At 38.1% G+C, this 24,860-nt stretch carries 28 protein-coding genes, 2 tRNA genes and 1 pseudogene; 18 read left to right on the plus strand and 13 right to left on the minus strand.

The features are described from left to right. Positions 1-255: 255 nt before the first annotated feature. Both A6J60_RS11940 and A6J60_RS11945 read left to right on the plus strand, forming a co-directional pair. Positions 256-331 (plus strand) — tRNA-Val (locus A6J60_RS11940). Between the two features lie 56 nt (positions 332-387). Further along, a tRNA-Asp gene (locus tag A6J60_RS11945) sits at positions 388-464 on the plus strand. 492 nt (positions 465-956) lie between these two features. Here A6J60_RS11945 and A6J60_RS11950 read toward each other — a convergent pair. After that, positions 957-1,394 (minus strand): annotated as a pseudogene (locus A6J60_RS11950) (IS1 family transposase); the annotation flags it as partial. 182 nt (positions 1,395-1,576) lie between these two features. Here A6J60_RS11950 and A6J60_RS13550 point away from each other — a divergent pair. The 4 genes from A6J60_RS13550 (at position 1,577) to A6J60_RS11965 (ending at position 2,849) form a co-directional block, all read left to right on the plus strand. After that, entirely contained in the window at positions 1,577-1,915 is a 339-nt protein-coding gene (locus tag A6J60_RS13550; protein ID WP_227526145.1) for an RHS domain-containing protein, read from the plus strand. Further along, positions 1,912-2,055 carry an RHS repeat-associated core domain-containing protein gene (locus A6J60_RS13555; RefSeq protein WP_227526146.1) on the plus strand — a complete coding sequence of 48 codons (144 nt, stop codon included), beginning with the start codon at positions 1,912-1,914 and terminating at the stop codon, positions 2,053-2,055. Before A6J60_RS13550 ends, A6J60_RS13555 begins: the two co-directional genes overlap by 4 nt. A gap of 86 nt (positions 2,056-2,141) precedes the next feature. Then, the gene (locus A6J60_RS13750; protein WP_102993972.1) at positions 2,142-2,522 is read left to right on the plus strand and encodes a polymorphic toxin type 8 domain-containing protein; all 381 of its coding nucleotides are present in this window, start codon (positions 2,142-2,144) and stop codon (positions 2,520-2,522) included. 15 nt (positions 2,523-2,537) lie between these two features. Continuing rightward, positions 2,538-2,849 (plus strand): DUF2750 domain-containing protein, encoded by a 312-nt coding sequence (locus A6J60_RS11965; protein WP_096066170.1) that lies wholly within the window; start codon positions 2,538-2,540, stop codon positions 2,847-2,849. 338 nt (positions 2,850-3,187) lie between these two features. Here the strand turns inward: A6J60_RS11965 and A6J60_RS11970 are convergent, their stop codons facing one another. The 5 genes from A6J60_RS11970 to A6J60_RS11990 all read right to left on the minus strand — a co-directional run bounded on the left by A6J60_RS11970 (position 3,188) and on the right by A6J60_RS11990 (position 7,811). Next, positions 3,188-4,534, minus strand: coding sequence for an LssY C-terminal domain-containing protein (locus A6J60_RS11970; RefSeq protein WP_193778065.1), 1,347 nt, complete (start codon positions 4,532-4,534; stop codon positions 3,188-3,190). A 51-nt stretch (positions 4,535-4,585) separates the two neighbouring features. Beyond that, a complete protein-coding gene (locus A6J60_RS11975; protein WP_096066172.1) occupies positions 4,586-5,368 on the minus strand; it encodes a glycosyltransferase in 783 nt (260 codons plus the stop codon). 300 nt (positions 5,369-5,668) lie between these two features. Further along, positions 5,669-6,385: a phosphatase PAP2 family protein gene (locus A6J60_RS11980; RefSeq protein WP_096066173.1), complete on the minus strand. Its 717-nt coding sequence runs from the start codon at positions 6,383-6,385 to the stop codon at positions 5,669-5,671. Positions 6,386-6,412: 27 nt separating this feature from the next. Then, a protein-coding gene (locus A6J60_RS11985; protein WP_413772355.1) for an IS3 family transposase occupies positions 6,413-7,488 on the minus strand; the annotation gives its coding sequence in 2 pieces (ribosomal slippage) (positions 6,413-7,233 and positions 7,233-7,488; 1,077 coding nt in all). 50 nt (positions 7,489-7,538) lie between these two features. Further along, entirely contained in the window at positions 7,539-7,811 is a 273-nt protein-coding gene (locus A6J60_RS11990) for a hypothetical protein (protein WP_096066174.1), read from the minus strand. A gap of 319 nt (positions 7,812-8,130) precedes the next feature. Here A6J60_RS11990 and A6J60_RS11995 point away from each other — a divergent pair, with 319 nt between their 5' ends. Both A6J60_RS11995 and A6J60_RS12000 read left to right on the plus strand, forming a co-directional pair. After that, entirely contained in the window at positions 8,131-8,793 is a 663-nt protein-coding gene (locus A6J60_RS11995) for a response regulator (RefSeq protein WP_096066175.1), read from the plus strand. Between the two features lie 76 nt (positions 8,794-8,869). Continuing rightward, positions 8,870-10,447, plus strand: a complete 1,578-nt coding sequence (locus A6J60_RS12000) for a histidine kinase dimerization/phospho-acceptor domain-containing protein (RefSeq protein WP_096066176.1) — start codon at positions 8,870-8,872, stop codon at positions 10,445-10,447. Positions 10,448-10,538: 91 nt separating this feature from the next. On the opposite strand, the gene A6J60_RS12005 is transcribed toward A6J60_RS12000, so the two are convergent. Both A6J60_RS12005 and A6J60_RS12010 read right to left on the minus strand, forming a co-directional pair. After that, positions 10,539-11,876 (minus strand): ferric reductase-like transmembrane domain-containing protein, encoded by a 1,338-nt coding sequence (locus tag A6J60_RS12005; protein WP_096066177.1) that lies wholly within the window; start codon positions 11,874-11,876, stop codon positions 10,539-10,541. 125 nt (positions 11,877-12,001) lie between these two features. Next, positions 12,002-13,237: a DUF3500 domain-containing protein gene (locus tag A6J60_RS12010; RefSeq protein WP_096066178.1), complete on the minus strand. Its 1,236-nt coding sequence runs from the start codon at positions 13,235-13,237 to the stop codon at positions 12,002-12,004. 271 nt (positions 13,238-13,508) lie between these two features. On the opposite strand from A6J60_RS12010, the gene A6J60_RS12015 reads away from it, so the two are divergent. The 4 genes from A6J60_RS12015 to A6J60_RS12030 all read left to right on the plus strand — a co-directional run bounded on the left by A6J60_RS12015 (position 13,509) and on the right by A6J60_RS12030 (position 16,539). Then, positions 13,509-13,772 (plus strand): hypothetical protein, encoded by a 264-nt coding sequence (locus tag A6J60_RS12015; protein WP_096066179.1) that lies wholly within the window; start codon positions 13,509-13,511, stop codon positions 13,770-13,772. A gap of 74 nt (positions 13,773-13,846) precedes the next feature. Next, positions 13,847-14,122 (plus strand): transposase, encoded by a 276-nt coding sequence (locus A6J60_RS12020; protein WP_096066180.1) that lies wholly within the window; start codon positions 13,847-13,849, stop codon positions 14,120-14,122. 53 nt (positions 14,123-14,175) lie between these two features. Next, entirely contained in the window at positions 14,176-14,883 is a 708-nt protein-coding gene (locus tag A6J60_RS12025; RefSeq protein WP_127891451.1) for an IS3 family transposase, read from the plus strand. A 441-nt stretch (positions 14,884-15,324) separates the two neighbouring features. Then, the gene (locus A6J60_RS12030) at positions 15,325-16,539 is read left to right on the plus strand and encodes an IS256 family transposase (RefSeq protein WP_096066182.1); all 1,215 of its coding nucleotides are present in this window, start codon (positions 15,325-15,327) and stop codon (positions 16,537-16,539) included. A gap of 199 nt (positions 16,540-16,738) precedes the next feature. On the opposite strand, the gene A6J60_RS12035 is transcribed toward A6J60_RS12030, so the two are convergent. From A6J60_RS12035 to A6J60_RS12045, 3 genes are read right to left on the minus strand one after another with little or no spacing between them, the layout of a single operon-like run. Further along, entirely contained in the window at positions 16,739-17,071 is a 333-nt protein-coding gene (locus A6J60_RS12035; protein ID WP_096066183.1) for a hypothetical protein, read from the minus strand. 55 nt (positions 17,072-17,126) lie between these two features. Next, positions 17,127-17,672, minus strand: coding sequence for a hypothetical protein (locus tag A6J60_RS12040; protein ID WP_096066184.1), 546 nt, complete (start codon positions 17,670-17,672; stop codon positions 17,127-17,129). A gap of 33 nt (positions 17,673-17,705) precedes the next feature. Then, complete coding sequence (locus A6J60_RS12045) at positions 17,706-17,951, minus strand: EexN family lipoprotein (protein ID WP_096066185.1); 246 nt, start codon at positions 17,949-17,951, stop codon at positions 17,706-17,708. A gap of 155 nt (positions 17,952-18,106) precedes the next feature. Here A6J60_RS12045 and A6J60_RS12050 point away from each other — a divergent pair, with 155 nt between their 5' ends. After that, positions 18,107-18,370: a helix-turn-helix domain-containing protein gene (locus A6J60_RS12050; protein WP_096066186.1), complete on the plus strand. Its 264-nt coding sequence runs from the start codon at positions 18,107-18,109 to the stop codon at positions 18,368-18,370. 429 nt (positions 18,371-18,799) lie between these two features. On the opposite strand, the gene A6J60_RS12055 is transcribed toward A6J60_RS12050, so the two are convergent. Beyond that, positions 18,800-19,075, minus strand: a complete 276-nt coding sequence (locus A6J60_RS12055; protein WP_096066187.1) for a hypothetical protein — start codon at positions 19,073-19,075, stop codon at positions 18,800-18,802. A gap of 235 nt (positions 19,076-19,310) precedes the next feature. Continuing rightward, positions 19,311-19,520: a helix-turn-helix domain-containing protein gene (locus A6J60_RS12060; protein WP_096066188.1), complete on the minus strand. Its 210-nt coding sequence runs from the start codon at positions 19,518-19,520 to the stop codon at positions 19,311-19,313. 136 nt (positions 19,521-19,656) lie between these two features. Here A6J60_RS12060 and A6J60_RS12065 point away from each other — a divergent pair, with 136 nt between their 5' ends. The 5 genes from A6J60_RS12065 (at position 19,657) to A6J60_RS12085 (ending at position 24,859) form a co-directional block, all read left to right on the plus strand. Next, positions 19,657-19,872 carry a hypothetical protein gene (locus A6J60_RS12065; RefSeq protein WP_096066189.1) on the plus strand — a complete coding sequence of 72 codons (216 nt, stop codon included), beginning with the start codon at positions 19,657-19,659 and terminating at the stop codon, positions 19,870-19,872. 2 nt (positions 19,873-19,874) lie between these two features. Next, positions 19,875-21,041, plus strand: a complete 1,167-nt coding sequence (locus tag A6J60_RS12070; protein ID WP_096066190.1) for a site-specific integrase — start codon at positions 19,875-19,877, stop codon at positions 21,039-21,041. Positions 21,042-21,156: 115 nt separating this feature from the next. Next, positions 21,157-22,842, plus strand: coding sequence for a hypothetical protein (locus tag A6J60_RS12075; protein WP_096066191.1), 1,686 nt, complete (start codon positions 21,157-21,159; stop codon positions 22,840-22,842). A 66-nt stretch (positions 22,843-22,908) separates the two neighbouring features. Continuing rightward, a protein-coding gene (locus A6J60_RS12080; protein ID WP_413772355.1) for an IS3 family transposase occupies positions 22,909-23,984 on the plus strand; the annotation gives its coding sequence in 2 pieces (ribosomal slippage) (positions 22,909-23,164 and positions 23,164-23,984; 1,077 coding nt in all). 263 nt (positions 23,985-24,247) lie between these two features. Next, positions 24,248-24,859, plus strand: coding sequence for a hypothetical protein (locus A6J60_RS12085; protein ID WP_127891452.1), 612 nt, complete (start codon positions 24,248-24,250; stop codon positions 24,857-24,859). Position 24,860 lies beyond the last annotated feature (1 nt).

A 24,860-nucleotide genomic window follows, 5' to 3' on the forward strand; every position in this document is an offset into this window, starting at 1 on the left:
ATGTTGGATATGTAAATTGCATAAAGTTATCAGTCCATTCAGAGTTGTGAGCTAATAGTAAATAGATCGAATATTTGGTAAAATCCTTGGTAAATCAAAGCTTTTTTAAAAAAATCGAACTTTTTTAAAAAAAGTGCAAAAAAAGGTTTGACACCCAGATTAAAATCTATATAATACACATCCACAGCAACGGAGCTTAGTTATAAAAACTAGCTTCTTAGCAAGTTTCTAAAATGTTATTAAGATAGAAACAAAGGGTGATTAGCTCAGTTGGTAGAGCGTCTGCCTTACACGCAGAATGTCGGCAGTTCGAGCCTGTCATCACCCACCACTCTTTATAGAGTATCACTTCTTTAGAAAGTGGCTAAACATTCTAAAGCGACCTAAGCAGCGGTAGTTCAGTTGGTTAGAATACCGGCCTGTCACGCCGGGGGTCGCGGGTTCGAGTCCCGTCCGCTGCGCCATATTTTAAAACAGATTTAAACCTTGTCGTTTAAACAAGTTTCAATCCCAAACTTCCCCTAGTTTGGGGTTTTTTTGTGGGTGATGGTTTTAGGTGTTTGCTTTAAAAGTCTTTGTTAGTAAGGGATTTAGTGGTTCTGAAACTTGAGGATGAAACTGATATCAATGACTTTTCATATTTCTTAATATCTTTTATTGGATGTTTAAGGGGTGAAAAACTATTAAGAAATTCTAATGATGGTTTAAGCTAAACTACGGTGACCAAATGCTCGGTGACCAAATGGTGACCATTTTGTGACCAAAGTAGGAAAAGACAGGAGTTGGTTGCACGCTTGACATTACCTTCCTATTTAATCCAGTCAAACCATATACACGATAAATAGACCGATCGTATTATTCATGTATTATAGATACAATAGAGCTAACTATTGATAATATATCAATAGATGACCTAAATTAAATTATCTGGTTGTGTTTCAAAAAGTATGCTGACATTAGACATAATTAATATAACAGAACAGCATATCAAAATTCTTAAAATGATTATCGAACTTTTTAGAGAAACCACAAGTTTTTCTAACGGCTGGTCTTAATCTTTGTCTTATTCGACAGTTATTGCCTTCAATACCAACAGTATGTTGTTTACCAACTCGTTTATGGACAGCTTTAAAAGCAGTTATAAAGCTGTCCATAGCTATATACCCATAGTCAACTTTAAGTTGCTTGAGAGGGGCTCTAAGCTTCTTAGCTGTCTTTAAATCTTTACCCCATACATAAGCGACTATCTCACCTGTGATGCGGTCATAGGCATAAATAAGCCAGACTTTACGCTTGTTCTTGCCTACATACGTCCAAAACTCATCGACTTCAAGTTTTCGGTAGTACTGTCGCTTCGGGGTGAGTTGGTATGCCCAACCTTGTATCGTGTTTAGCTAGCGTAGGCTGGGCTTTTAGCCCAGCTTTTTTGTGTATAAGCGATTATTAATACATCAACACCTTTGGCAGACGTATTGCTAAAAACAGTCAAACACAAGTTAAAACCAAGCTGATTAATCGTCAATATTCAAGAATACATAAATATCATATACAAGAAGATAAAACACAGTTTGCAAGCGTGCGTTTCCTATGGGATGGTAACAGGCAACTACAAGAACAAACCGATACCCATACATTTACCACCATCTATGAGCAAAACTCGTTTGAACCAGTAGCGAGATTGGTTTGGTTAAAAGATGAGTTATTAAAATCCGCCAATGATGAGATAAAGAAGGCGGAGCGAGAAAGCTGGGAAGATGAACCTAAACTTATTCCAAATATTACAGTTTATCATTATCATAATGATAAACTCGGTACGCCCAATGAGCTGACTAATGATGATGGTGAGGTGGTTTGGCTTGCGGATTATGAGGTGTATGGTAATACTGCTAAGGTTGTTTACACCCTATTGAATTGAGCAGTATTTCTGTTTCTGTTGATGAGCTTCAGCCGTTAAGATTTCAAGGTCAGTTTATAGACCGAGAAACGGGTCTGCATTATAATCGGTTTAGGTATTATGTGAGGAGCGTGAATAAAAGGTCTGGGAGACCTTTTTAGCGACGCAAGACGAAGAGCTATGCTCGTAGTGATTTAGGGATGTTTATCAGCCGTGACCCTATTGGGTTACTTGGTGGTATTCCAGTATGCACCGAATCCTACGGGATGGATTGATCCGTTTGAGTAGGAGTACGGCTGGTAAACAGCAAAAAACTAGAGCATTAGCTATTGATTCAAATCAACCAGAATATGTTAGAGGATGGGTTCGAAATGAAATTCGAAGAGTTGAAAGACTTAAATCACAAGGTATTACTAGACGATTAAGAATTCCACCAGGTTTTGATTTGGCTCATTGGAGAGGACATGAAAGCAAGAAAGGTTTCGATTACACATATACAGATTTAAATACTAAAGGTTTACATCGGACTCAACATAGGCACGATAATAAAGGACGTAAGAATAAACCACGTTCTTCGAATAAATGCTTAGGGAGAACGAATGAGGTTATTAGAGCATCTAGACTATAAAATTGGAAGAATGAAATGAATATTCAGAAAAGGTATGAGTCTATATTAAAACTTGATAGTAATAAGAGATATGAGTTTTCTGTTAGTACCATTGCAGAAAGCGAAGAAGTATTCTTTCTATCAAATGAAGGTTTAATCATTTTATCAGATTCAAATGATAACAAATTTATACCAATTTGGCCTGAAAGGGAGTTTGCTGAAGCATATAAAGATCAGAATAGAAAAGAAACTATTGTGAAAGTGACTTTAGAAGAATTAATTTTCGGAACTGTTCCAGACTTATTAAATAAAAATATTAAGTTGGCTATATTTCCAGTTCTAAAATAGTACTGAAACAAAGATTGCTCTAAAAGATTTTGTATATGACTTAAACCAGTATCTTATAGAATTTCTCGATGAAGGTTATGACATACCATATTTGTAAGGTTAAATATATATTTAAACTTAGCTGAATATATACTCAGAAAGTAGGTTGGGTGAAGCTGGTGACACCCCACAACATAAACCGAAAAAGGCTTTAACTTAACCACGGTGACGACTCATTATCACTATGATTTCTTTGGACGCCGTATAGCAAACACAGCGTTTTAATATTTATTGTGATTTTATCTAGATGACATAATAAAACTCAGAGTTTGTCAATCGCCCCCAATTTTGGGAGTTTCCTACAAAATCAACAACACCCTACCATCCGAAAAATAATCGTGTAAACCATCCTCAACAACAGGTTGCCCTATGGTCAATAACCGAGTGGTTAAATGGCTGGCATGCTGAGCGACCTCTTGGGCAAAGCTATCTCTTTGGCTATCTATATCGGCATCCACCTTATGTAATAAGGTTGGAATACCGCCATGAAAAGTCACTGCCAATCCATCATCATAGCTAATCGCACCCAGCCACCGCTTTTTACCAGTCTCAAGGTCTATCCCTGCATACCACCAGCGGATATGCACCCGTTTGCTTAGCGTGCCCGCCTTTTGATAGGCATAATCTTGTGGCTGACCCTGCCAAAACAAATCTGAAACAGGCGGTGTTTTATTTTTCAGCAACTGCCAATAGTCACCAATTTCAAGCTCATCACGAGAGAAGGTCTTATTCTCTATCCAGCCCATGGCTTGCATTAAATCTTTTGGGCTGTCGCCACTGAAGATAATATTGATGCCTTGTGCCTCATACCCATACGACTGCCCTGCATAGGTTTTTAGATTATCATTCAAACCATTATTGTTTGACAGCGGTTTTAAAGACAGCGGTTTTAAGGATTGTTGCAAGAGTGCCAAATCATTTGTTTTTATATGCAGGGGCTGAGACACCAAAGGCGAAGTGCTAATAAAGTTATCACTTTTCTCAAAAAAATGGCTGTAGTTTTGCCAGCCAATACCCCCTAATAAAACCATTATGAGCGATGTTTTATAATAAGGTATAGACCAAAGTCGATGGCTTAGCATCACTAACAATACCAATAATAAGATTATTAAAGCACTTTGATGCTCTATCAAAAATATATTAAGCTCCGCCCACCAGCCACTTAAATAAGGGAAAAGCAGTAGGCTTGTATCGATACCTGAGGCTAAAAGATACCCCCAAAATACCCAAAGCCCAACACCTAAAACCAAACCGATGCTTGAAAACAAGCTAAATCTTTGCCATTTGACTTGTTGACTGCCTGCTAAAAAAGGCACAACCCATGCAACAGGTCCTAGTAAACGTGCAAACATCAACAAGAAGTTACCTTGTGTTTGCATTAGCAGACGAAATCGAGCAATGGGACGCTTGGTTTTGGGTTGCCAACCCATCAGCCAGCGTTGGGCATTTGCACCCATTTTACGACCAATAAAAAAGCTGGTTTGGTCACCAATAAGACCGCCCATTGCTACCGCTAATACACCAAGCCATGAACCATGAAATAGCTGATACCCTGCGGTGAGTAAAAAAGGCTCACCGTGTACAAACAGGTTAATGCCAATAACTGCATCAAAAAAAGCACCCAAAAGTAAAATAAATATGGACATGATGGTTTTTGCCTAAAAGTTGCGCCTAAAAATTGCGCTGATGGTTTGTGTTTAAGAATTGCTAATAGGTTTACTTTCTAGCGGTTTTTGCTTAGTGTTATAGTGACCAAATTGATATTCAATTTCGTTATTTTTGAGCTCTCCAAAGAAGAATCTACGTACGTTTGCATGCAAATATTTTAATCCAGTGCTAAAAAACCCATCTTGTTTAAGTCGTCTTGGGTCAAAAGAGAACGCCACAGGAATAAATCGAAATCGCCATGTCTTAGACGCTCGTTTGACATAGTCACAGTCTTCACAAAGCTGAATCTCTTGGTCAAATCCACCCAACTGGTGATGCGCTCGTTTGGTTGATAAAATACAAGCCCCCACTGCTGTGGGAAAGCCAAATTGCGTGACATACATGCCCGCATTAAATCCCATATATGCAATCTTATAGTGCAGTGGCAAGCCTTTGGCACTCATATACACACCTGCCACCTCAATACCACTAGCACTTAGATGTATCTCTGCTTTGGCTAAAAAGTCTGGCTCAAGACGAACATCGGCATCTAAAAATAACAATCGTTCATGCTTGGCAAGCTTAGCACCCGTATTCCGCCCTAAGCTGACGCCTTTGGTGTGCATATTATGAACGGTCAGGTCTGGGAGGCGATTGGTAAAGGCTTTTGCTAAATCTCTTGTGTTGTCATCACTGTCTGAGTCGACGACAATAACCTCGAAGTTTTGGTAGGTTTGCTTGGCAATATCAGATAATAAGTTTTCGATTCGCTCAGACTCATTAAGGGTGATGATAACGATGCTAAAAGGATTGCCTGTGATTGTGATATTCATTTATGTATTCCTTGGCTAGATAAAAGGTCAGTTGTGTTTTGATGTTTTAAGTTTAGCAAGGGTTTCTGAACACTTTCTGAATAGCCTGATAGAGAACGCTTTTTAGAATAAAAAAAAGGAAATCAGCTTTTAGACTGACTTCCCGTGGAGAAAGGGTTTTCATTATTTTTATTTTTCTTATTATCTGTTTACCTTATATATTCTAACCACCAAATATGAAGGAAACCTGAACGGCAAATCTGATATTAAAAAAGTATCCAAAACCTCAATACGTTATCTTTCTTCCCATGATAGTCAATATTATTCTATTATTTTCTGAGAGGGCTTTGCACTGCCATTGTAAAACGCAAATAACCTTAGATCACTTAAATCACTTAAATACTCTATGAGTAATGACAGACCAATAACCAAGCCAACAACACCCGATACTATTAGCATCTGCCAACCACTACTGACACCCACATAAGCACGTACCAGAAGTAAAATTGAACAGACAAAGTGTGCACTAATGATAAATAACATTGATTTGCCTGTTAGCAAGGACGCCCAGCGCTGATGATACTTATTAAACCAAGCGATGCCCACAATTACTGAAAACCAGCCTAAGGACGCACCAAGCACCACATCCAAATACCAATGTGCACCAACAGCCACCCGTGCCAAACCAACAACCCCTGCAAAAACAACCCCCAATATCATCCACATGGCGTGCGTCTTATTGTTTATTTTAGGGAATAAACCGATAGTAATGGCAATAATTCCTGTAAATGCAGTTATGGTATGACCTGATGGCAAGCTGTTGTGTGCTGTCAAAAAGTCACCAATCACCACAAACTGTCCTGCCTCTAATACAGCACCAGGGCGAGGCACATCCAATAAATGCTTACCTACCGCTGAGGCAAGCGTCGCAATAGGTGCAGATGCCAATATAAGTAGCCATACTCGCTTTTGGTACAGTAAGATTGGGGACAATAACATTAACAGAACAGAGGTATCCCCTAACTGTAAATACCCCATTCTTAACACAACATCATCGTAGAATAATTAAGCCACCTGTCTATACTGGGCAGGTGTCATATCATTAAGTGAATCATGGGGTCTTTCGGTGTTATAAACCGTGATCCACTCCTCAGTCAGTTGACTGACTTCATTTAAATCATTGAATAAATAACAATCCAAAACCTCATTGCGGTAACTACGATTAAACCGTTCAATATAAGCATTCTGATAAGGACAGCCAGGCTCAATATAGTCAATATAGATACCGTGAGCCGTTGCCCAATCAGTAAACACTTTAGAGGTGAACTCACTACCATTATCCACACGAATTTGCTTAGGATAACCATGCCACTCGGCTAACTGGTCAAGGTAGCGAATCACTCGGAGTGAGGGAATGCTGGTACCAATATCAATGCCGAGTATTTCGCGGTTGTAATCATCAATCACATTAAAGGTTCGAAAGCGAATATTATTGTGCAGCTTATCGCTCATAAAGTCCATAGACCAAGTATGACCCAATGCGTTTGGCACACTTAACGGCTGGGGGTTACGTGTTGGTAGCCGTCTTTTAGACTTACGGCGTAGGTTTAAGTTTAAAGCTTTATAAACACGGTGTACTCGTTTATGATTCCATGAATAGCCAAGCTTGCGTATACGCTTAAAACACTTTGGGAAACCCCAACGATTGTGCTTATCTGTTAGTTCATTTAAGACATCAATAATCTCACTATCATCAGATAGCTTAGGCTTATAGTAATAAGCGGTTCGACTCATACAGACCACCTGACAGCTCGATGCAATACTGACACCATACTGCGCCTGCAATTCTTGAGCCCAGACTTTGCGCTCACAAGCAGGCGCTATAGCTTTTTTATGATATCTTCCTGCATTTGCGCTTTGAGGCTTAAATCAGCATACATCTGTTTAAGCCTACGGTTTTCTTCTTCAAGCTCTTTTAGTCGCTTAACATCAGAGGCTTCCATGCCTCCATACTTGGAACGCCATTTATAGAAAGTCGAATTAGCAATTCCGTACTTACGGCACAGCTCTTTAGCAGGTATTCCTGCTTCTGCTTCTTTTAAAATGGATACTATTTGGGTCTCAGTCATTCGTTTGCTCATATTAAAACTCCTTATGGGTATTTTATAAGAAATTCTACGTTTGAGCTGTGTTATTTTAGGGGATAGTTACATAACATATTTATATTACCCCAAACTTCTGCTGGCAAGACCGTCAACGCCTCGGTATTTAAAAATAAAAAGGTGTCCATTTGTGATTGCCAGTAGCTTGCTACAGATATCTGTGCATGAGGTGCAATAATAATATTTAAACAAAATAGGATGAATAATAAGGTCGGTACAATCATCCACTTTTTAAGCGAAATATTTTGATACGGTGATATATTGCGATACGCTGGTATGGGTTTATTTGCGGATTTATTCATGACATGCCTTTATAATATTCGCCTAAATAGCCATCGCTATTTGTATGTTTAAAGAATTTTATGTTTAAAGAATTTTATGTTTAAAGAATTTTATGTTTAAAGAATTTTGTATGTTTAAAAAGTTTTGTATGTTTAAAAAGTTTTGTATGTTTAAAAAATAGAGAGGCAAATATATCTGTAAAACCTGAAGGTTTTCTGAATACTTAAGACTGTCTGTTATTGATTTGGCTTTTTGTTATTGATTTAGCTTGGTTCAGAAACCCTTCAGTTTGGTTTGTTATACTCAGTATTTAAAAAACTCTAGACTGTGAAGATTAATATGCGAATACTAATGCTTGAAGACGACCTTGGCATTGGCGATGCTCTGTCAAGTGGTTTAAATGATATGGGCTTTAATGTGGATTGGCTCACAGATGGTGCGTTAGGCTTGCACGCACCTGATACTGCCCCCTATGAGGTCATTATTTTAGATTTGGGTTTGCCCAATATTGAGGGGATAACATTGCTAAACCACTGGCGAGACCGAGGGATAAAAACCCCTGTCCTGATTCTGACGGCTCGTGATGCCCTACCAGAGCGTGTGGCAGGGTTAAATGCAGGGGCAGATGACTACCTTTGTAAGCCTTTTGAGATAGAAGAGGTCGTCGCCCGTTTATATGCACTGGGTCGTCGGCAACGTGGACAAAGCAATAATGAGGTTGAATTTGGTGCATTGACGCTTAATCGCACCAATAAAGTAGCAACCCTAAAAGGAGATACGGTAGCACTTAACAAACAAGAGTATCAATTATTAGACTTACTGCTATCGCACCCAAATAAAATCTTCTCTCGTGCTGATATTGAGGAGAGCTTATATAGCTGGGATGATGATATTGAAAGCAACACAGTAGAGGTGTATATCTCTCGACTGCGTAAAAAGTTTGGTAAATCTTTGATTAAGACATGGCGCAATATGGGGTATCAGCTTGATAAAAAACCATAACTGTAACTTGTATCAATAATTTGTATCAATCAGCCATATTTATAGTTAGCAAATATCAGCTATTAGGAATTATTTTGTGAAGTCTAAAGACGATAAAGCCTTAGATGCTCAACCCTTAACCGCCCAGTCGCTAAGCGCTCAAATCATAAAAACTCACGCAAAGCATAATCAGTCTTGGTGGCATAGCACCCTAGATGATATGTCACATATTACCCATACAAATAGTATTAAAGGCAGTCTATTACGCAAGATGCTGGTCGGCTTGCCGTTAATTTGGCTTGTCGCATTAGTCTTAGCGAGTGTCTCTATTTTTCATGAAACCAATCGGCAAAATGACATTGAAATAGAGCAGATGGCACATTTATTAAACGCTATCATCAGTAACAAGCGTCTATATAACAACGATGTCATTCCCGATGTGGTGTTACCCAAAAAAGAGGATGACTCACAGTTAGATGCAGGCTTTGCTGTTTGGGACACTCATAATAATCTACTCATGGTCAGCGAATTGGGTCGCCAATTTCCCCTAAAAACAGACACTGCGGGTTTTATTGATAGTAGCCACTGGTGGCATGGTGATGCTAACCGTATCTTTTATCTAAAAACAACAGATGGCAACACCATCGCTGTTGGGCGTAAATGGGATGAACGCTTAGAGATTACCCAAACGTCTATTATATCCATCGCTTTGGCTTTTTTTCTGACCATTCCCATACTCATCATATTTGCTCTGTGGACAATTCGTAAAGGCTTAATGCCAATGCAAAGTTTGTCTTTAGAATTAGACAAACGTAACGCCAGTGATTTAACAAGGCTAGATAAGACCGTGCCAGATGAATTAGACCCTTTTGTACAAGCGTTAAATAGATTGTTTTTAAGAGTCAAAAAAACAATGGAGCAAGAGCAACGCTTTACCGCTGATGCCTCGCATGAGTTACGCACCCCTTTATCAGCGATTAAAGCTCAAAGTGAGGTGCTGATGATGACAAAAGACAGGGAAAAGCAAAAACATCATGCACAAAAAATATCTCAGTCTGCCGATAGAGCCACCCACTTAGTAGAACAACTGCTTACGTTATCTTGCTTAGATAGCATGGCTAATGACAGTGGCAGTGGCAGTGGCAGTGACAGCCATATAAATAAGAATACCCAAAACGATAATGTCGATTGGATTGAGGTGAGTCATCAAGCCTTAAAAAGCGTACATCGGCAAGCTCGTGAAAAGCGTGTGACGTTAAAACGACATATCTTAGTTGATGATAAAGCCGTGCTACCTTTAACAAAAGGGCAAACAGGTGATGATACGCTGTTAATGCTATTGCTTAGAAATTTGCTCGATAACGCCATTCGTTACGGAAGTAAAAAATGTGATGAGAATAAAAAAAGTGATGGGAGCAAAGAGACGGACAACCTCGTTGAGCTAACCTTAGCCTCTGACTATATTAGCGTGCGTGATTATGGTGAAGGCATTGCAGAAAAAGATAGTAAACGCATTCAAGAACGCTTTTATCGTCCAGCAGGTCAAACCGAAACAGGCAGTGGTCTTGGACTGTCTATTATTGAACGCATTACCCAACTATATGGCTTAACCTTTTCGCTAGAAAACCACCCTGAAGGTGGCGTTCTCGCAAAAATTCAAAAACCTAACCCTTAAGGGTATTTTATGGCAAGCGGTCAAGCTGTGGATGGGTTTTATCGATATGCTAAAGCATTGTAAATCAAGAGTTAAGACTTCAAATTAAGAGTTAAGACTTAAAATTAAAATGCTCAAAATGAAACGCATTCGGAGCAAGCCCTTCTTCTATAAGTCTGGTACGGATACTCTCACGCATGGCAGTACCGCCACAAAAATAAACGCCAGCCTTTGCAATGTCTTTGTTATTGAGATGCGCAACATCATGCAAAATCCTATCTGGCGTTAATCTTGCTTGCTCCGACAACACCAATTGATAGTGAATACTGGGGTGGCTTGATAACAGTGATAATATTTCATCATGATAAATGGCTTCTTGCTTGGTGCGTACACAATAATAAAAATAGACGTCAATGTTATCGGTGTTGATTGTACTGTGTAACCATGCCAAAAATGGGGTGATACCAATACCTGCCCCTATCCATACCTGTGTTTTACGCTTGGGGTTAAAAATAAAGTCGCCATAGGGCATCTCAAGCTCAACCAAGTCATTTTTCTTAATGTGCTTTCCTAATTTTTTGGTATAGTCCCCTAGACCCGCAACCGAAAATCTAGGTGCATTCACAAGGTTTTTATCCTTAACTTGATGCGACCCAATAGACGATGAGATAGTAAAAGGATGTGGCTCTTTGGGTATGTTGTTATTTTTTAGAAAATTAATAAAAGCAAATTGCCCTGCCCGCCAGTGCACAGTATTACCAATCGGCTTTATCGAAAACTCAGTCACCGTATCTAAATGACGTATTTCTTTGACCTTTCCTAACATGCGCTTAGACTTATTAAAGCCAAAAGCATAATAAACCCAAGCCCAAATACCGATAATAGAGACTGCCATAAGTAATAGACCAATGGGCGACAGTAATGCAAATGGTTTTACCGCAAAAAATAAGTGAAACACACTAACAAGAAACACAATGCCCATCAGCTTATGCGTCCACTTCCAAATTTGATAAGGAATAAAACCTGAAAAACTAATGGCAACCAACCCCAATAATAGCCATGTTGCCCATTCGCCCATATCGCTACCGATGGATGCCATACTCGCATCTGGATAATTAATAGGTTGTGGCACAAACCACCAATGTAAAAATATACACACCACGGCTAACATGCCAGCCCAGCGATGCAATATATAAAGCTTATCGAGCCCACCAAACAGCGTCTCCAATATAGCGTGGCGTGTCGCCATGACAAAGGATATCATCATCGCTGTGAGTGCCAACCCTGCATTATAAGCGGCAAACCACCGTCTGATTGAAAGCTCATCGGGTAATAATGCACCTAATGAAATCAATATTGCCAAAAAGCAAATAAAAGCAAACCATTGCTGTTTTGTTGTGCTTCTAAAGAGATGGTTAATGGCATTAAAAAAGGAGGAGATTTTGCTCATGAAGATTTCTACATTTTTTATTTAGGTTTTGCATAATGTTGGTAAATTAGGGTGCATCTTCCATACCAACAAACTATCAAACGATTAAATGGAAGATGCGCTTTAATAATAAACTATCTAACCGCCTATTTATGGAACTCTTCAATATGGCGTTGTAACCAATCTTCGCCATAGTCATTTGATGGATCTCTTACAATTGTATGAGGATGTGTATTCCAGTCAAACCCTGTACGTTGGTCAGCGAAGTCGATCAAAATAGATGGACCATTGACTCTAAAGAATATTTTCTCACTACCATCTGTCGGTCCCATCCACATAAAGTACAAGTTATTTATTCCGTCTTGTTTAATTTTTTCTATCCAAGCTTCAGCAATATCAAAGTCAGCATTCCCAACATATTCTTCAATTAATACCCATAAAAGCCTTTGCTGAGCATCTGTAAGCTCATCGCCTCTAATACCACGATTCTCAATTGGAACGTCTTTTTTACCTGGTCCTTTAAAATCAATAGGTCCAAATCTATTCGATGGGTACTCGATATTAATTAGTGCTTTTTGTTGTTGTTCAGCATTTAAGCTATTAAAAAGCTCCCAGCCTCGGTTTCTCTCTTGAGGTAAAAATGTATAGCCTGCGTGTTGTCCTTGAGATATAGTAGCTGGGTCAGACCCATAAAACATTGGTACAAAGGTGGTTTGACCATCTATAACTGTAAAATTAGCAGCTAGATGATGCCCTGTAATCATATACCCCCACTTACTATCGGTAGTTGGGTCTCCATAAAATGAGACGTAATAACCAATTGCGCCTAAGCTACGATTTTTAGTAAAAAACTTATCACTATCAAGCTCACGGTTTTCACCCTCACGTTTTAACTCATCATCACCTTGCACAGCAGCCCATATTTTATAATAACCTTGGGAGCTGGTGGATGCTTTTAGTAGGTTATGTAGTAACTCACGTTGCTCAATACTAAAACGACCTATGGGTAAGCCATTTCTGCTTTGGCTATCTGTTGGGGCATTTGTCCAGTAGGTACGAGCGTTATCATCATTAAAATCATAGATTACGCTTGCCTTTTGGTCATCACTTAAGCTGTTGATCAATGCTTGAGCTGCCACAGTCATTTGAGTTGCACTGCGAGCGAAGTTAGGCACTTCATCATGCTCATGCATATGGGTTGATGAGTCATGCGTGTGAGTATGTGGGGTCTCATTATGCGTGTGACTTGATGAGTTGTGGGTATGTGTTGGTTGGATATTGTATGTAGGAGGTTGTGTAGAGCTATCATTTATAACTAACTCTGCATTGGCAGTCTGCACTAAAGTTAACGTTAACACACCTAAAATGATTGTCTTTTTCATATATACACCTTATGAGTTAAAAAAATTATTGTTAATTTAGATTATGATTATAACGATAATTCTGAACGTTTTCTGAACCGATATCCTTTTTAATAAGTGTCGTTAAATTCTTGAACACTACAATTACGCACTTTAAGTTTTATTGCTATTTTGTCTAGGTAGCATGATAAAACTCAGAGCTTGATGCCCGTATCATTTTGATTTAGAGTAAGGCATTACGCAGGTTCAGACACTCCCTCCAATTTTCACCTAGTCTGATAAGGCTCTAAACATGTTAAAAAGTCGTTATATACAATACATTATTTTTATTTTATTATTAACCAGTACGCTTATGGGTTGGAGTTGGGCGTGGGGACTTTTATTTGTTTTTTGGACGATACCTGCCTACTTTTCAGGTGAGGTTTTCTCTATCAATATGGTTGAGCGACGCTACGAGCCTGTGTTTTTTTGGGTGATTATTACTACATGGATAGTGCTTGGGGTTTCGATGATTGCGATGGATATACCTCTACTCTTAGCCCTATTGAAGACTTAGATTATAATGTAGTGGCATAATTAAATAGGACAGTCAATAAGAGGTTATACTATCACCATAACTGGAGAGAAGATATACCCCCCAAACGCGGACGTTACAGTACTGAGTTCAAGCTAGAAGCCATACAACTGGTTGAAGAACAAGGTAGAAAGATACCAAAGGTAGCCAGTTCATTAGGTGTTAGTAATAAAACCTTAGAGAGTTGGGTATACAAATACCGTAAAAAACAGCAAGGCATCATGCCGTCAGAAGGTAAAGTGCTAACGCCTGAACTACGGCGTATCCAAGAGCTTGAGAAGCAAGTCAAGCAGCTTAAAATGGAACGTGATATTTTAAATGAGGAGGGATAAAGCGAAGCACTGCTTCGCCCCGACGCAAGGCAAGAGCTATGCTCGAGTGAAGCATCTGCTCTGCTAGCCCAAGACAACCTGAACGTGTATCGCTAGTGAATGAGTTAGCAGAGCAAGCAAACCTGAGTAAACAAAGGCTATGTGAACTGTTTAGTGTGATCAAGAGCAGTTATTATTACAATGCCAAAGACAAACCAATAGACATTGAACTGATAAGGCTTAAAGCCTTAGTCAGACAAGTGTTTGAGCAATCAAATGGCTCAGCTGGCGCAAGAACAATATCTGCCATTGTCACCAATCAACATGGCATCAAACTCACCCGCTACAGAGCAGGTAAGCTTATAGATAAGATGGGACTGGTGAGTCGGCAAATAAAATCACACAAGTACAAGTCAGATGATACCTCTCATAAAGTGTATGACAACGTACTTGAGCGTCAGTTTGCCCCTAGTGCACCCAACCAAGTATGGACAGGTGATGTGACTTATATCCGCATTAAAGGGGGTTGGTGCTACCTTGCCATCGTTATGGACTTGTATGCTAGACGTATCGCTGGCTTTAAGCTATCAGACAGTCCAAATACTGCACTTACGACATCGGCTTTAAAGATGGCATACCATACAAGGCTTGAGCCTACCGATGTTCTGTTTCATTCAGATCAGGGTACTCATTATACCAGTGAGGCGTATGCTCAGTGTGTGACTGAGTGTACTGGTATGACGCACAGCATGAGCCGTAAGGGTAACCCACTACAGGCATAGCCTGCCGTCTTACGTCAGGGCAAAGCAGTGCTTTGCTATTTCCCTCTTCATGGGATAACGCCCCCACTGAACGCTTCTTTAGGAGCTTTAAGATAGAATAGAATGGTGAGGAGCGTTAAGAAACAGTCTGGGGGACTGTTTTAGTGACGCAAGGCGTAGCGATAGCGAAGTACCAAAAAACGGTTATGACAATATTGATGAGCCTAGACAGGCTGTGAGTGCTTATATTTGGGACTATTATCAGAATGTGAGACCACACAGTTTTAATGAGTATTTAACACCGTTCGAAAAAGAGAGACTTTATTTCAACAAAACCTCTTAAATTCTGTCTAAAAATACTTGACCACTACACATACACTTGAGTACTTACTAAACTAACTCCTAGAGACTTTCCCAAACTTTGTGTAACTGCTTATAATCCATAGTAAAGGAGAATAAGCAATGACAAAAGAGACAGAACTAAAAAAACTAGCCGAACAAATGGCCAAACACGTTGGCAGCTTTGAAGACATCAAAGCATTTCAAAAAGAGCTCATGCAGTCATTTATTGATACTGCATTAGAGGCCGAGATGGAAGGCCATCTAGGCTATCCTAAGCATGAAAAGGCGGATACTCCAAACAAGCGCAACGGTCACACCAAAAAGACAGTACGCAGTGACACAGGTGAGATTGAAGTATCCACACCCAGAGACCGTGAAGGAAGCTTTGAGCCTGCACTCATACGTAAGCACCAAACCCGCATAGAGGGATTAGATGATAAAATCATCATGTTTTACGCCAAAGGCCAGACAACCACTGAGATTGTTGAGAGTATCAAAGATATCTATGACGTTGATATCTCAACCAGTCTCGTTTCAAGGGTTACTGACAACATCGTAGATGACATCACAGCATGGCAGAACCGCCCACTAAGTAGTTTATATCCTATCGTATACTTAGACTGCATTGTCGTTAAAGTACGTCAAGACAAGCAAATCATTAATAAAGCCATCTATCTGGCTTTAGGCGTCAATCTTGAGGGCAAAAAAGAGCTACTGGGTATGTGGCTATCAGAGAGTGAAGGCGCTAAGTTCTGGCTAGGCGTTCTCACAGAACTACAAAACCGTGGGGTTCAAGATATTCTTATTGCCTGTGTAGCTGGTTTAAAAGGCTTTAGCGAGGCAATTAACACGGTATATCCAAACACGCAGGTTCAGCTATGTCTTGTGCATATGGTACGTTACTCTATGAAGTTTGTACCATGGAAAGATAGGAAAAAAGTAGCGGCTGGTTTAAAGGCGGTTTATGGTGCTGATACGCTGGAGCTGGCAGAGGCTAACCTTGAGCAGTTTAATGAGGTCTGGGGCGATAAATACCCACATGTGGTTACCTCTTGGCGCAATAATTGGGAGGGCTTAACCGTGTTCTTTAATTACCCGAAAGACATCAGAAAAGCCATTCATACGACCAATGCTATCGAGTCATTAAATAGCGTGATTCGTACCGCTGTGAATAAGCGTAAGATATTCCCATCAGACAAGGCGGCGTTAAAGGTTGTTTATCTAGCGACCCAGCAGGCGTCTAAAAAGTGGGCGATGCCCATCCGTAACTGGACGTCTGCTCTTAATCGCTTTATGATTATGTTCGATGAGCGTGTTAGTAAGCATTTAATCTAAATTGCAGTTACACAGAATCTGGGGTGGGCTCAACTCCTAAAATAGCAAGACTAATAAATACTTTATTCATAAAACTATTCTCCTTACGAAATAGGTCTAATTAAATATATTTAATTAGGCCCTGTTCTTATTACGAAGTATATTCTAGTAATATATCTAATAAACACCTATCACTAGTATAAGTTAGGTTGTGATTTTACTAAAAATAAACAGCGTATCTTATATTCTTATTGAACACCTCTTCACCTGTTTCAAAGTTGTAAAAACTAATTTCCATAAGCTCTGGATAAGCAACAATAAAGTTGTCAAAACCTTTTAACCTAAAGTAAACATTACCTTGACTACTAAGTTTATTTGTTGATCTAAGATTCTCAATACTTCTAGCAATTTCTTCGTTATCAATTTTTAAACTATTACATTCATCTAACTCTGCAACACGACCAGCATCTATACCGTATCTTGCAATCATTTCATGATTAAATTGATAAATTTGAATGTCTTGTGGATTATAGATATCAAATGCAAATGGCATGTACCCACAAAAGATAGGAAAGCTTTGGCTTTGGAAATCATAAGCTTCTATTGTGTTATATGACTCTACATAAGCTTGAGTTAGATTGTTTTTTTTCTTGATGATCTTTGAACTCACTAATAACACTAGGTGTTACTGTTAGCATAGGTACCTTGATACCATAGTCGCCAGAGTACTGCGCAATTTGTCTTTCTATTTGAGGCAATAGAGTTTGCTTAAGTTCTTTTTTCTTAAATGCATCTGTTTCGTTATAGTATTCAGGTGATAACAGGTTCAGTTTATCCTCATCAGTAAAGTCTCTTGATGATTGAGCGATAAATAACGGTGTGACCCATGAATAATCACTATCGATATTAACATCGTGATACTCATCCAAAGATAGCCTAGCTAAGGGCTCTGCTTCAGCTAGTGAATTTTCATCTGTCGTCATCTCGTTATCACGAATCGTCGCAGTTTCTGTTTCTGAGGAAACCTCTTCAGTGTTGGTTTGTTCTTGTTGAGTCTCACCATTCATATCGCTTTGTGATGCTTCTTGGTTACATCCACTTAAAGGCAGAATTGACAAGAATATTGATATTGCGATTAGATTATTTAATTTCATAATAGTTCCTAAAGATAATATTTAAGCATACTCTTAGTATATGATGTTATCCCTTATCAACTTTCTTTGTGCTTTAAGAGCGTTTTTGCAATTTTCCGCAAGCACACCTTCAACCTCATATCCCTTATCTTGTTCAGCCTTGCATTTATCTAATACATCTCTAGCAGCCTCCGCATTTTTTTCATAATAGGACACCGTTCTGGTTTTCTCAGAACAAGCCGATAAAGTAAGTAACATAGGTAAGATTAAAGCAGGTAACATTCGTTTTTTTATTGACATAATTCACCTCGAAACTGTTTGTTATATAAATTCTTAATTTAGATTGGTTATTGATATTGAAGAATGTTTTAACCAATTAATAACTGGATTTAAGTATAGAAAGAATATATGCACCTAAAACAGGTTCATCCCATCATGAACCTAAAATAGGTTCAATGAGTAACTTACGTAAATCTATCCATTCGTCTGAACATGAATTTCTGCGTCGTTTATTAAAAGAGCGTAGAGAACAATTGGGTCTGTCACAGCGTGCCTTAGGAAAACGCATGGACGTGATTTATTCCTTCATTGGCAAGGTGGAAACAGGCGACAGACGCTTAGATGTCATTGAATTTGTTGAATACTGTAAAGCTCTTAATTTAGATGCCAGCGATGTGATAAAACAAATTCAAACTGAAGACTTTAAAAGTGATAAGTAACGTATGTAATGCAACAATTTAGAAGCTAAAGACTAGGTTGGTGAAAGCACCCCAGTTTTAGAACCATTACTTATCTATCAATAGCGCCTGCTAATCAATGACTACCGTTTCACCATTATATTTTGAGCAATCCTCACATATCCAACTTGTCTTACCTGTTATAAAAGCAACATCAGCAGGCACTTCAAGCGGATAGTAACAACTACAACTGACACAACTAACCTAATCAAAACACACATAGCATTCCTCAACAGCACGAAATAACTTTTGTGTTATCACGTTGTGTTGGTGGCATAGCTGGTATGCTGATGTAGTCCTATTTACCATCAAATACCCAGTATGCCTTACAGATATCTTTATCTAGCTCGGATGACCTACTATTAAAATTTAGCCTGATAACCAGAGCGCTACTCCAATCTTTTAAAAATCTTAAATTGAATACGGAATACCATTTAGCTCCATAAGACCTAAAAACATTGACTCTAAATGACTCAAAGTAAACCGATTCATGGGTAAGCCTTCATCTAACTCTCTTTGTACCCATATTCTGATAGCTTCATCGTTATAAAATATAGGACTTAGACCAAGTAAAGTGGCCAGATTTGAGCCTTGTTGAATGTGTAGATTAATCATCAGTTTAGTAGATAATTCAATAGCTTCTCGGCTTAGCCAAACTGATGGATTTGGATTTTTAATATTTTGCATAATATAAACTTCTGTAGATTAATATGTTTATTAATTAGCTAAAAATGACTTACTGCAGGTCATATTATGCACATAAAAAGACCTATTGCAACTGAAAATAATCTATAGAAAGTTATTTTTATCTGTAATAGGTCTTTTTTTACTTAAATCTTTCTGAGCTGCTTAAAATATAAGGGGGTAATCATACCCCCCCCAAAGTATGTAAAAATGTTAACGTCTTGATATTTATTTTTAGTCAGCTCTCGTCATCGACAACTTCATATAACTCACCGACGTCAATTTCTAAGTATCGACATAACTTTTCTATCACCTCTAAATCAACCCGAGTTGCTTCCTCATGGTACATACGGGTAATCGTACCTCTGTTTATCTCCGTATCTCTAGCAACATCTGCGATTTTGAGCCGTCTCTCACCCATTAATGTAGATAAATGGCACTTCAACATAATCTTCTCCATAGCAAAATGTTCTATAGTAAATAAAAATAACTTGCAAAAGATTAAAAATAGTGTAGATTATGTTCTGTAGGAGGTCATAAAGACCGTAAACGATAACACTTTAATCTTGTATAGGAATTCTACTATGAACTACACCTATTTAACAACCGAAGAACTCTCAGACCGAATTAAATATGACAGTCGAACCATTCGCAATCAGCTAAAAGATTCTGTCCTGATAGAAGGCGTTCACTATATACGACCTTTTAACGGACGCAAAATATTATTTATTTGGCAAAAAATTGAAGAATTAATGCTTAATGGGTATGACGATGACATTCCATTTGTAGGGGGTGCATAACCATGGCAAGTATCAATAGCAGAAATAATAAGTTATACATTGATTTTCGTTACTTTGGTAAACGTTGTCGTGAGCAGACGTTATTAACTGATACTAAAGCAAATCGCAAACGCTTGGCTAACTTTATCGAAAAAATGGAAGCGGAGATAAAACTTGGTAGCTTTGAGTATGAAAAGCACTTTCCACAAAGTAAAAAACTGGCTGAATTTAAAGCTTTGGAGCTAATACGTGCCAGCAATAGTCATGATGATGCCAATATTAATTTTGAAAAGTTTAGTCGTATTTGGTTAGAGGAAATGAAACCACAATGGCGACCATCACAAATACAGAATGTTGAAGATATTTTTCGGATTTATCTATATCCAAAATTTGGCATGTTACCTATTAATACTATCAGCAAAGCAATGATTATGACCTTTAGAGGGCAGTTAGTTAAGAATGGTAATAATGGACGTGCTTTATCTGCTTCTCGTATCAATCATATTATGACGCCACTGCGAATGCTACTTGTAGAAGCATCAGACAGGTATGAGTTTGAGAGTCCGTGGAAAAATATTAAGCCATTAAGTGAGCCTAAAAGTAAAGTATCCCCTTTTACTCTAGATGAGGTCGTCTTAATCCTTAATACGGTTCGTAAAGACTTTAAAGCATATTATACAGTAAGGTTCTTTACTGGCATGCGTACAGGTGAGATTGATGGACTACCTTGGCGTAATATTGACTTTGAGCGTCGGCAAATTATTATTGATCAAGCCATTGTCAATGGTGTGGTCGGACCAACTAAAACAGCAGGGTCTAATCGAATCGTACAAATGAATCAATTAGTTTATGATGCCTTATTAGAGCAACGAGAGCGAACCCAACCTTTAAGTGACTTTGTTTTTTGTACAAAAGCGGGTACACCTTTAAATCATCGTAATGTCACCAAACGAGTTTGGTATCCTCTATTGAGGTATTTAGGGCTAGAGAAACGTAATCCTTACCAGACTCGTCATACAGCGGCAACACTATGGCTTGCGGCGGGTGAATCCCCAGAGTGGATTGCTTCACAACTAGGGCACAGTAGCACTAAGATGCTATTTACAGTGTACTCTCGCTATGTACCTAATCTCACGAGGCAAGACGGCAGTGCCTTTGATAAAGTTTTAGAAAACTATAATATAAGTTAATAATGCAGATTTTACTTATATTCCGAAGTTGCCCGCTAAAAAAAGCGGGCTTTTTTGTGGATGTCAGTTTATTTCTGAGATACGCTATGACATATGTTCAACTTATGGAATAGTCATGTCTAGTGATAAAATACTGATACATAACTGGTTGAATGATGAAATAAAATCTAAAGTTACTCAGGATAATATTGAACCACTTGTCATTGAATTACATTATCTTTTGGACCTCTTGCCACCATCATACAATGAATTTGATAACGAAAAAAAAGCATTGAAAGATTGGTTAGATAACTATTCATTAGACTCAACAGTCAGAGAGTCAAGTGTATATAAAAATGGAATTAATAATGAATCCTTTTTAAAAGATATTATTGAAAAGCCTTTAATTGCATTTTTGGCTAGTCGTGCCGATACAAACAAAGTTAATCAAATTCGTTCTGTTTATCTGTTTGTATGCTTAAAAATGGTCGTGCTAACCAAATATAAAAGCCGTATTAAAACCACGCTCGACGAGTGTAGATTACTAACCACAAAATACCGCGATTTTTTAGTTCAATTCTTACCTGATGTTAGAAACTTTACCAGTTTACGTAAACTTTTAAGTGCTTTAGAAGAGATCAAAAATTCAAATCTTTATGAAATATGGCTCAATGAGAATAAAGAGTCTTTGGAAAGCTTTATCTCCAAAATTAAAGCACGTCCACATATAGATGAAAAAGATAAAGACTGGACAGATCCTGATTTATGCAATTATAGATTATCAAAATACTTATATGATTTTATTCTTCCCATAGAAAAAGTAGTAGAACAAAAACAAGGTATTACCAGAAAGTTTTCCTCTGTAGGCAAGCCAAAGGTTATATCAACAGATATTTACGTTGACGAGTTGACTGGAGATGCAACTGCAACGATTTATAGCATTAACTTACCACCGAATGAGAATCAGACATCAGAGACATTCGAAATAGATGAGCGTCAAGATGATGACAATGAAGCTGTATTCGAAGTCAAACTTGATAAACCAACTTCTTATCATTTAGATATTGTTAACGCTCAGCAACAGATAAATATGCGACGTAAGCGCTCTATGCTACTTAATACAGATGTACAAGTAGCTAAAGATTATGAAGTGAAAATCTTATTTGATGAGTTATTTACGGACTTAAAAACTTATGATATTAGCTATCTAGATGATAGCAATCATATGATTGCGTTAAATACGAAAGAGCAGATAGCAACTTACATATTAGTTATTATGCTTACTGGAAGTACTAAGATCATTAGAAATTACGATGTAAAAGAACAATACGATCGCTACTGCATTGATTTGGAATTTTCACCAACAAGAGCAAAGCTAGATGAGCAATACAGTAGTGAGCTATCAACGGTTGAAAATGACTCTCTGGAATTAACATTACCAAGATTAATCGGTATTTTGATAGAGAGCTTTAAGGTTTCAATTAAAAAGAGCGAAAATAAAGATAAAGTTTTTTTTAATAACATTGAAAAATCAGCGAAGAATAGAATCAAGGAAATAAACAAGAGAAATAACATACGTCTATCTTTAAGTAAATTAAAAAACCATATCAAGCATGTACTTTTACATTCAGGTACTGATACCGCTGTCATTGATGTTATTACATCGTCACCTGTGAACCACTTATCTGCATTGCCTTATTTCAGTATTACAAAAGGTGATATTTATTATGCTCAATTTCATTATTTTAGTTATCTTAAATATAATCTGCTTATGGCAAATGACAACACATCAAATCGAGAAACAGCCAAAAATAAAATGTAACTATCCCCTAAAATAACACAGCTCAAACGTAGAATTTCTTATAAAATACCCATAAGGAGTTTTAATATGAGCAAACGAATGACTGAGACCCAAATAGTATCCATTTTAAAAGAAGCAGAAGCAGGAATACCTGCTAAAGAGCTGTGCCGTAAGTACGGAATTGCTAATTCGACTTTCTATAAATGGCGTTCCAAGTATGGAGGCATGGAAGCCTCTGATGTTAAGCGACTAAAAGAGCTTGAAGAAGAAAACCGTAGGCTTAAACAGATGTATGCTGATTTAAGCCTCAAAGCGCAAATGCAGGAAGATATCATAAAAAAGCTATAGCGCCTGCTTGTGAGCGCAAAGTCTGGGCTCAAGAATTGCAGGCGCAGTATGGTGTCAGTATTGCATCGAGCTGTCAGGTGGTCTGTATGAGTCGAACCGCTTATTACTATAAGCCTAAGCTATCTGATGATAGTGAGATTATTGATGTCTTAAATGAACTAACAGATAAGCACAATCGTTGGGGTTTCCCAAAGTGTTTTAAGCGTATACGCAAGCTTGGCTATTCATGGAATCATAAACGAGTACACCGTGTTTATAAAGCTTTAAACTTAAACCTACGCCGTAAGTCTAAAAGACGGCTACCAACACGTAACCCCCAGCCGTTAAGTGTGCCAAACGCATTGGGTCATACTTGGTCTATGGACTTTATGAGCGATAAGCTGCACAATAATATTCGCTTTCGAACCTTTAATGTGATTGATGATTACAACCGCGAAATACTCGGCATTGATATTGGTACCAGCATTCCCTCACTCCGAGTGATTCGCTACCTTGACCAGTTAGCCGAGTGGCATGGTTATCCTAAGCAAATTCGTGTGGATAATGGTAGTGAGTTCACCTCTAAAGTGTTTACTGATTGGGCAACGGCTCACGGTATCTATATTGACTATATTGAGCCTGGCTGTCCTTATCAGAATGCTTATATTGAACGGTTTAATCGTAGTTACCGCAATGAGGTTTTGGATTGTTATTTATTCAATGATTTAAATGAAGTCAGTCAACTGACTGAGGAGTGGATCACGGTTTATAACACCGAAAGACCCCATGATTCACTTAATGATATGACACCTGCCCAGTATAGACAGGTGGCTTAATTATTCTACGATGATGTTGTGTTAAGAATGGGGTATTTACAAAAAGTCTTACAAAAAGTGATTTATTAGACTTCCCAGATGATAGATATACCCATAAAAGCGAGCGTCAAATGGGGTCAAGGCTGGCACTACAAAGCTCTCAAATTAAATCAAAACTAGTTATTCCTATCCTAAAGGAGCTCAACGTTCTAAAAGCTGTACAAAGTCTCAATACAAATAATTTTGTTAACTTTCACAATAAGTTAATGGATTATCTGTACCTCATGCTTGGGCTGTCATCAGGTTACCGTCCAGTTAAAGAGACATTTGGACGTTTAGAGGATATTGATATTGAAACGGGTTTCTATTTTATTTCTGATAAAGAAAACAGAGTGCATGCACAAGGAAGATTTATTATTCTTCCTGATATGGTTAAATTGCAATTACAAAACTATGAAAACTATCTTTATAGAAATATGAAGCTATTTAATAACCAACATCATCACCTTGGTCAGTTACTTCAAGCTATTTATGAGAGTAACGTTAGTATAATTAGTTACTTAGAGATTAATGATGTCGATGACGTATGTTTTATGGCAAATCAAAATAATGACTTTATAACCAAAAGGTTTAAACCTTATGCTCATTTGCCACTTAATTGGTACCGCCATCATATCAGGTCTTTAAAAGAGATAGACCATAGTTTATTCAGTAGTAATATTACTGAAATAAATGACGAAGTGATTTGTAGCTGGATGGGACATGCGGATCAGTTAGGTTTTGACTACTATGATGTTTTTAGCGGGCTAAAACGTTCTGAGCAGGCTAAATTAGCTAACCATATTAATGGCAAACTTGAAGAGTACGGTTTTGAAGCAGTTGAGCTAATGGAGTGAC

The organism is Psychrobacter sp. FDAARGOS_221, assembly GCF_002313155.2.
Taxonomy (GTDB): domain Bacteria; phylum Pseudomonadota; class Gammaproteobacteria; order Pseudomonadales; family Moraxellaceae; genus Psychrobacter.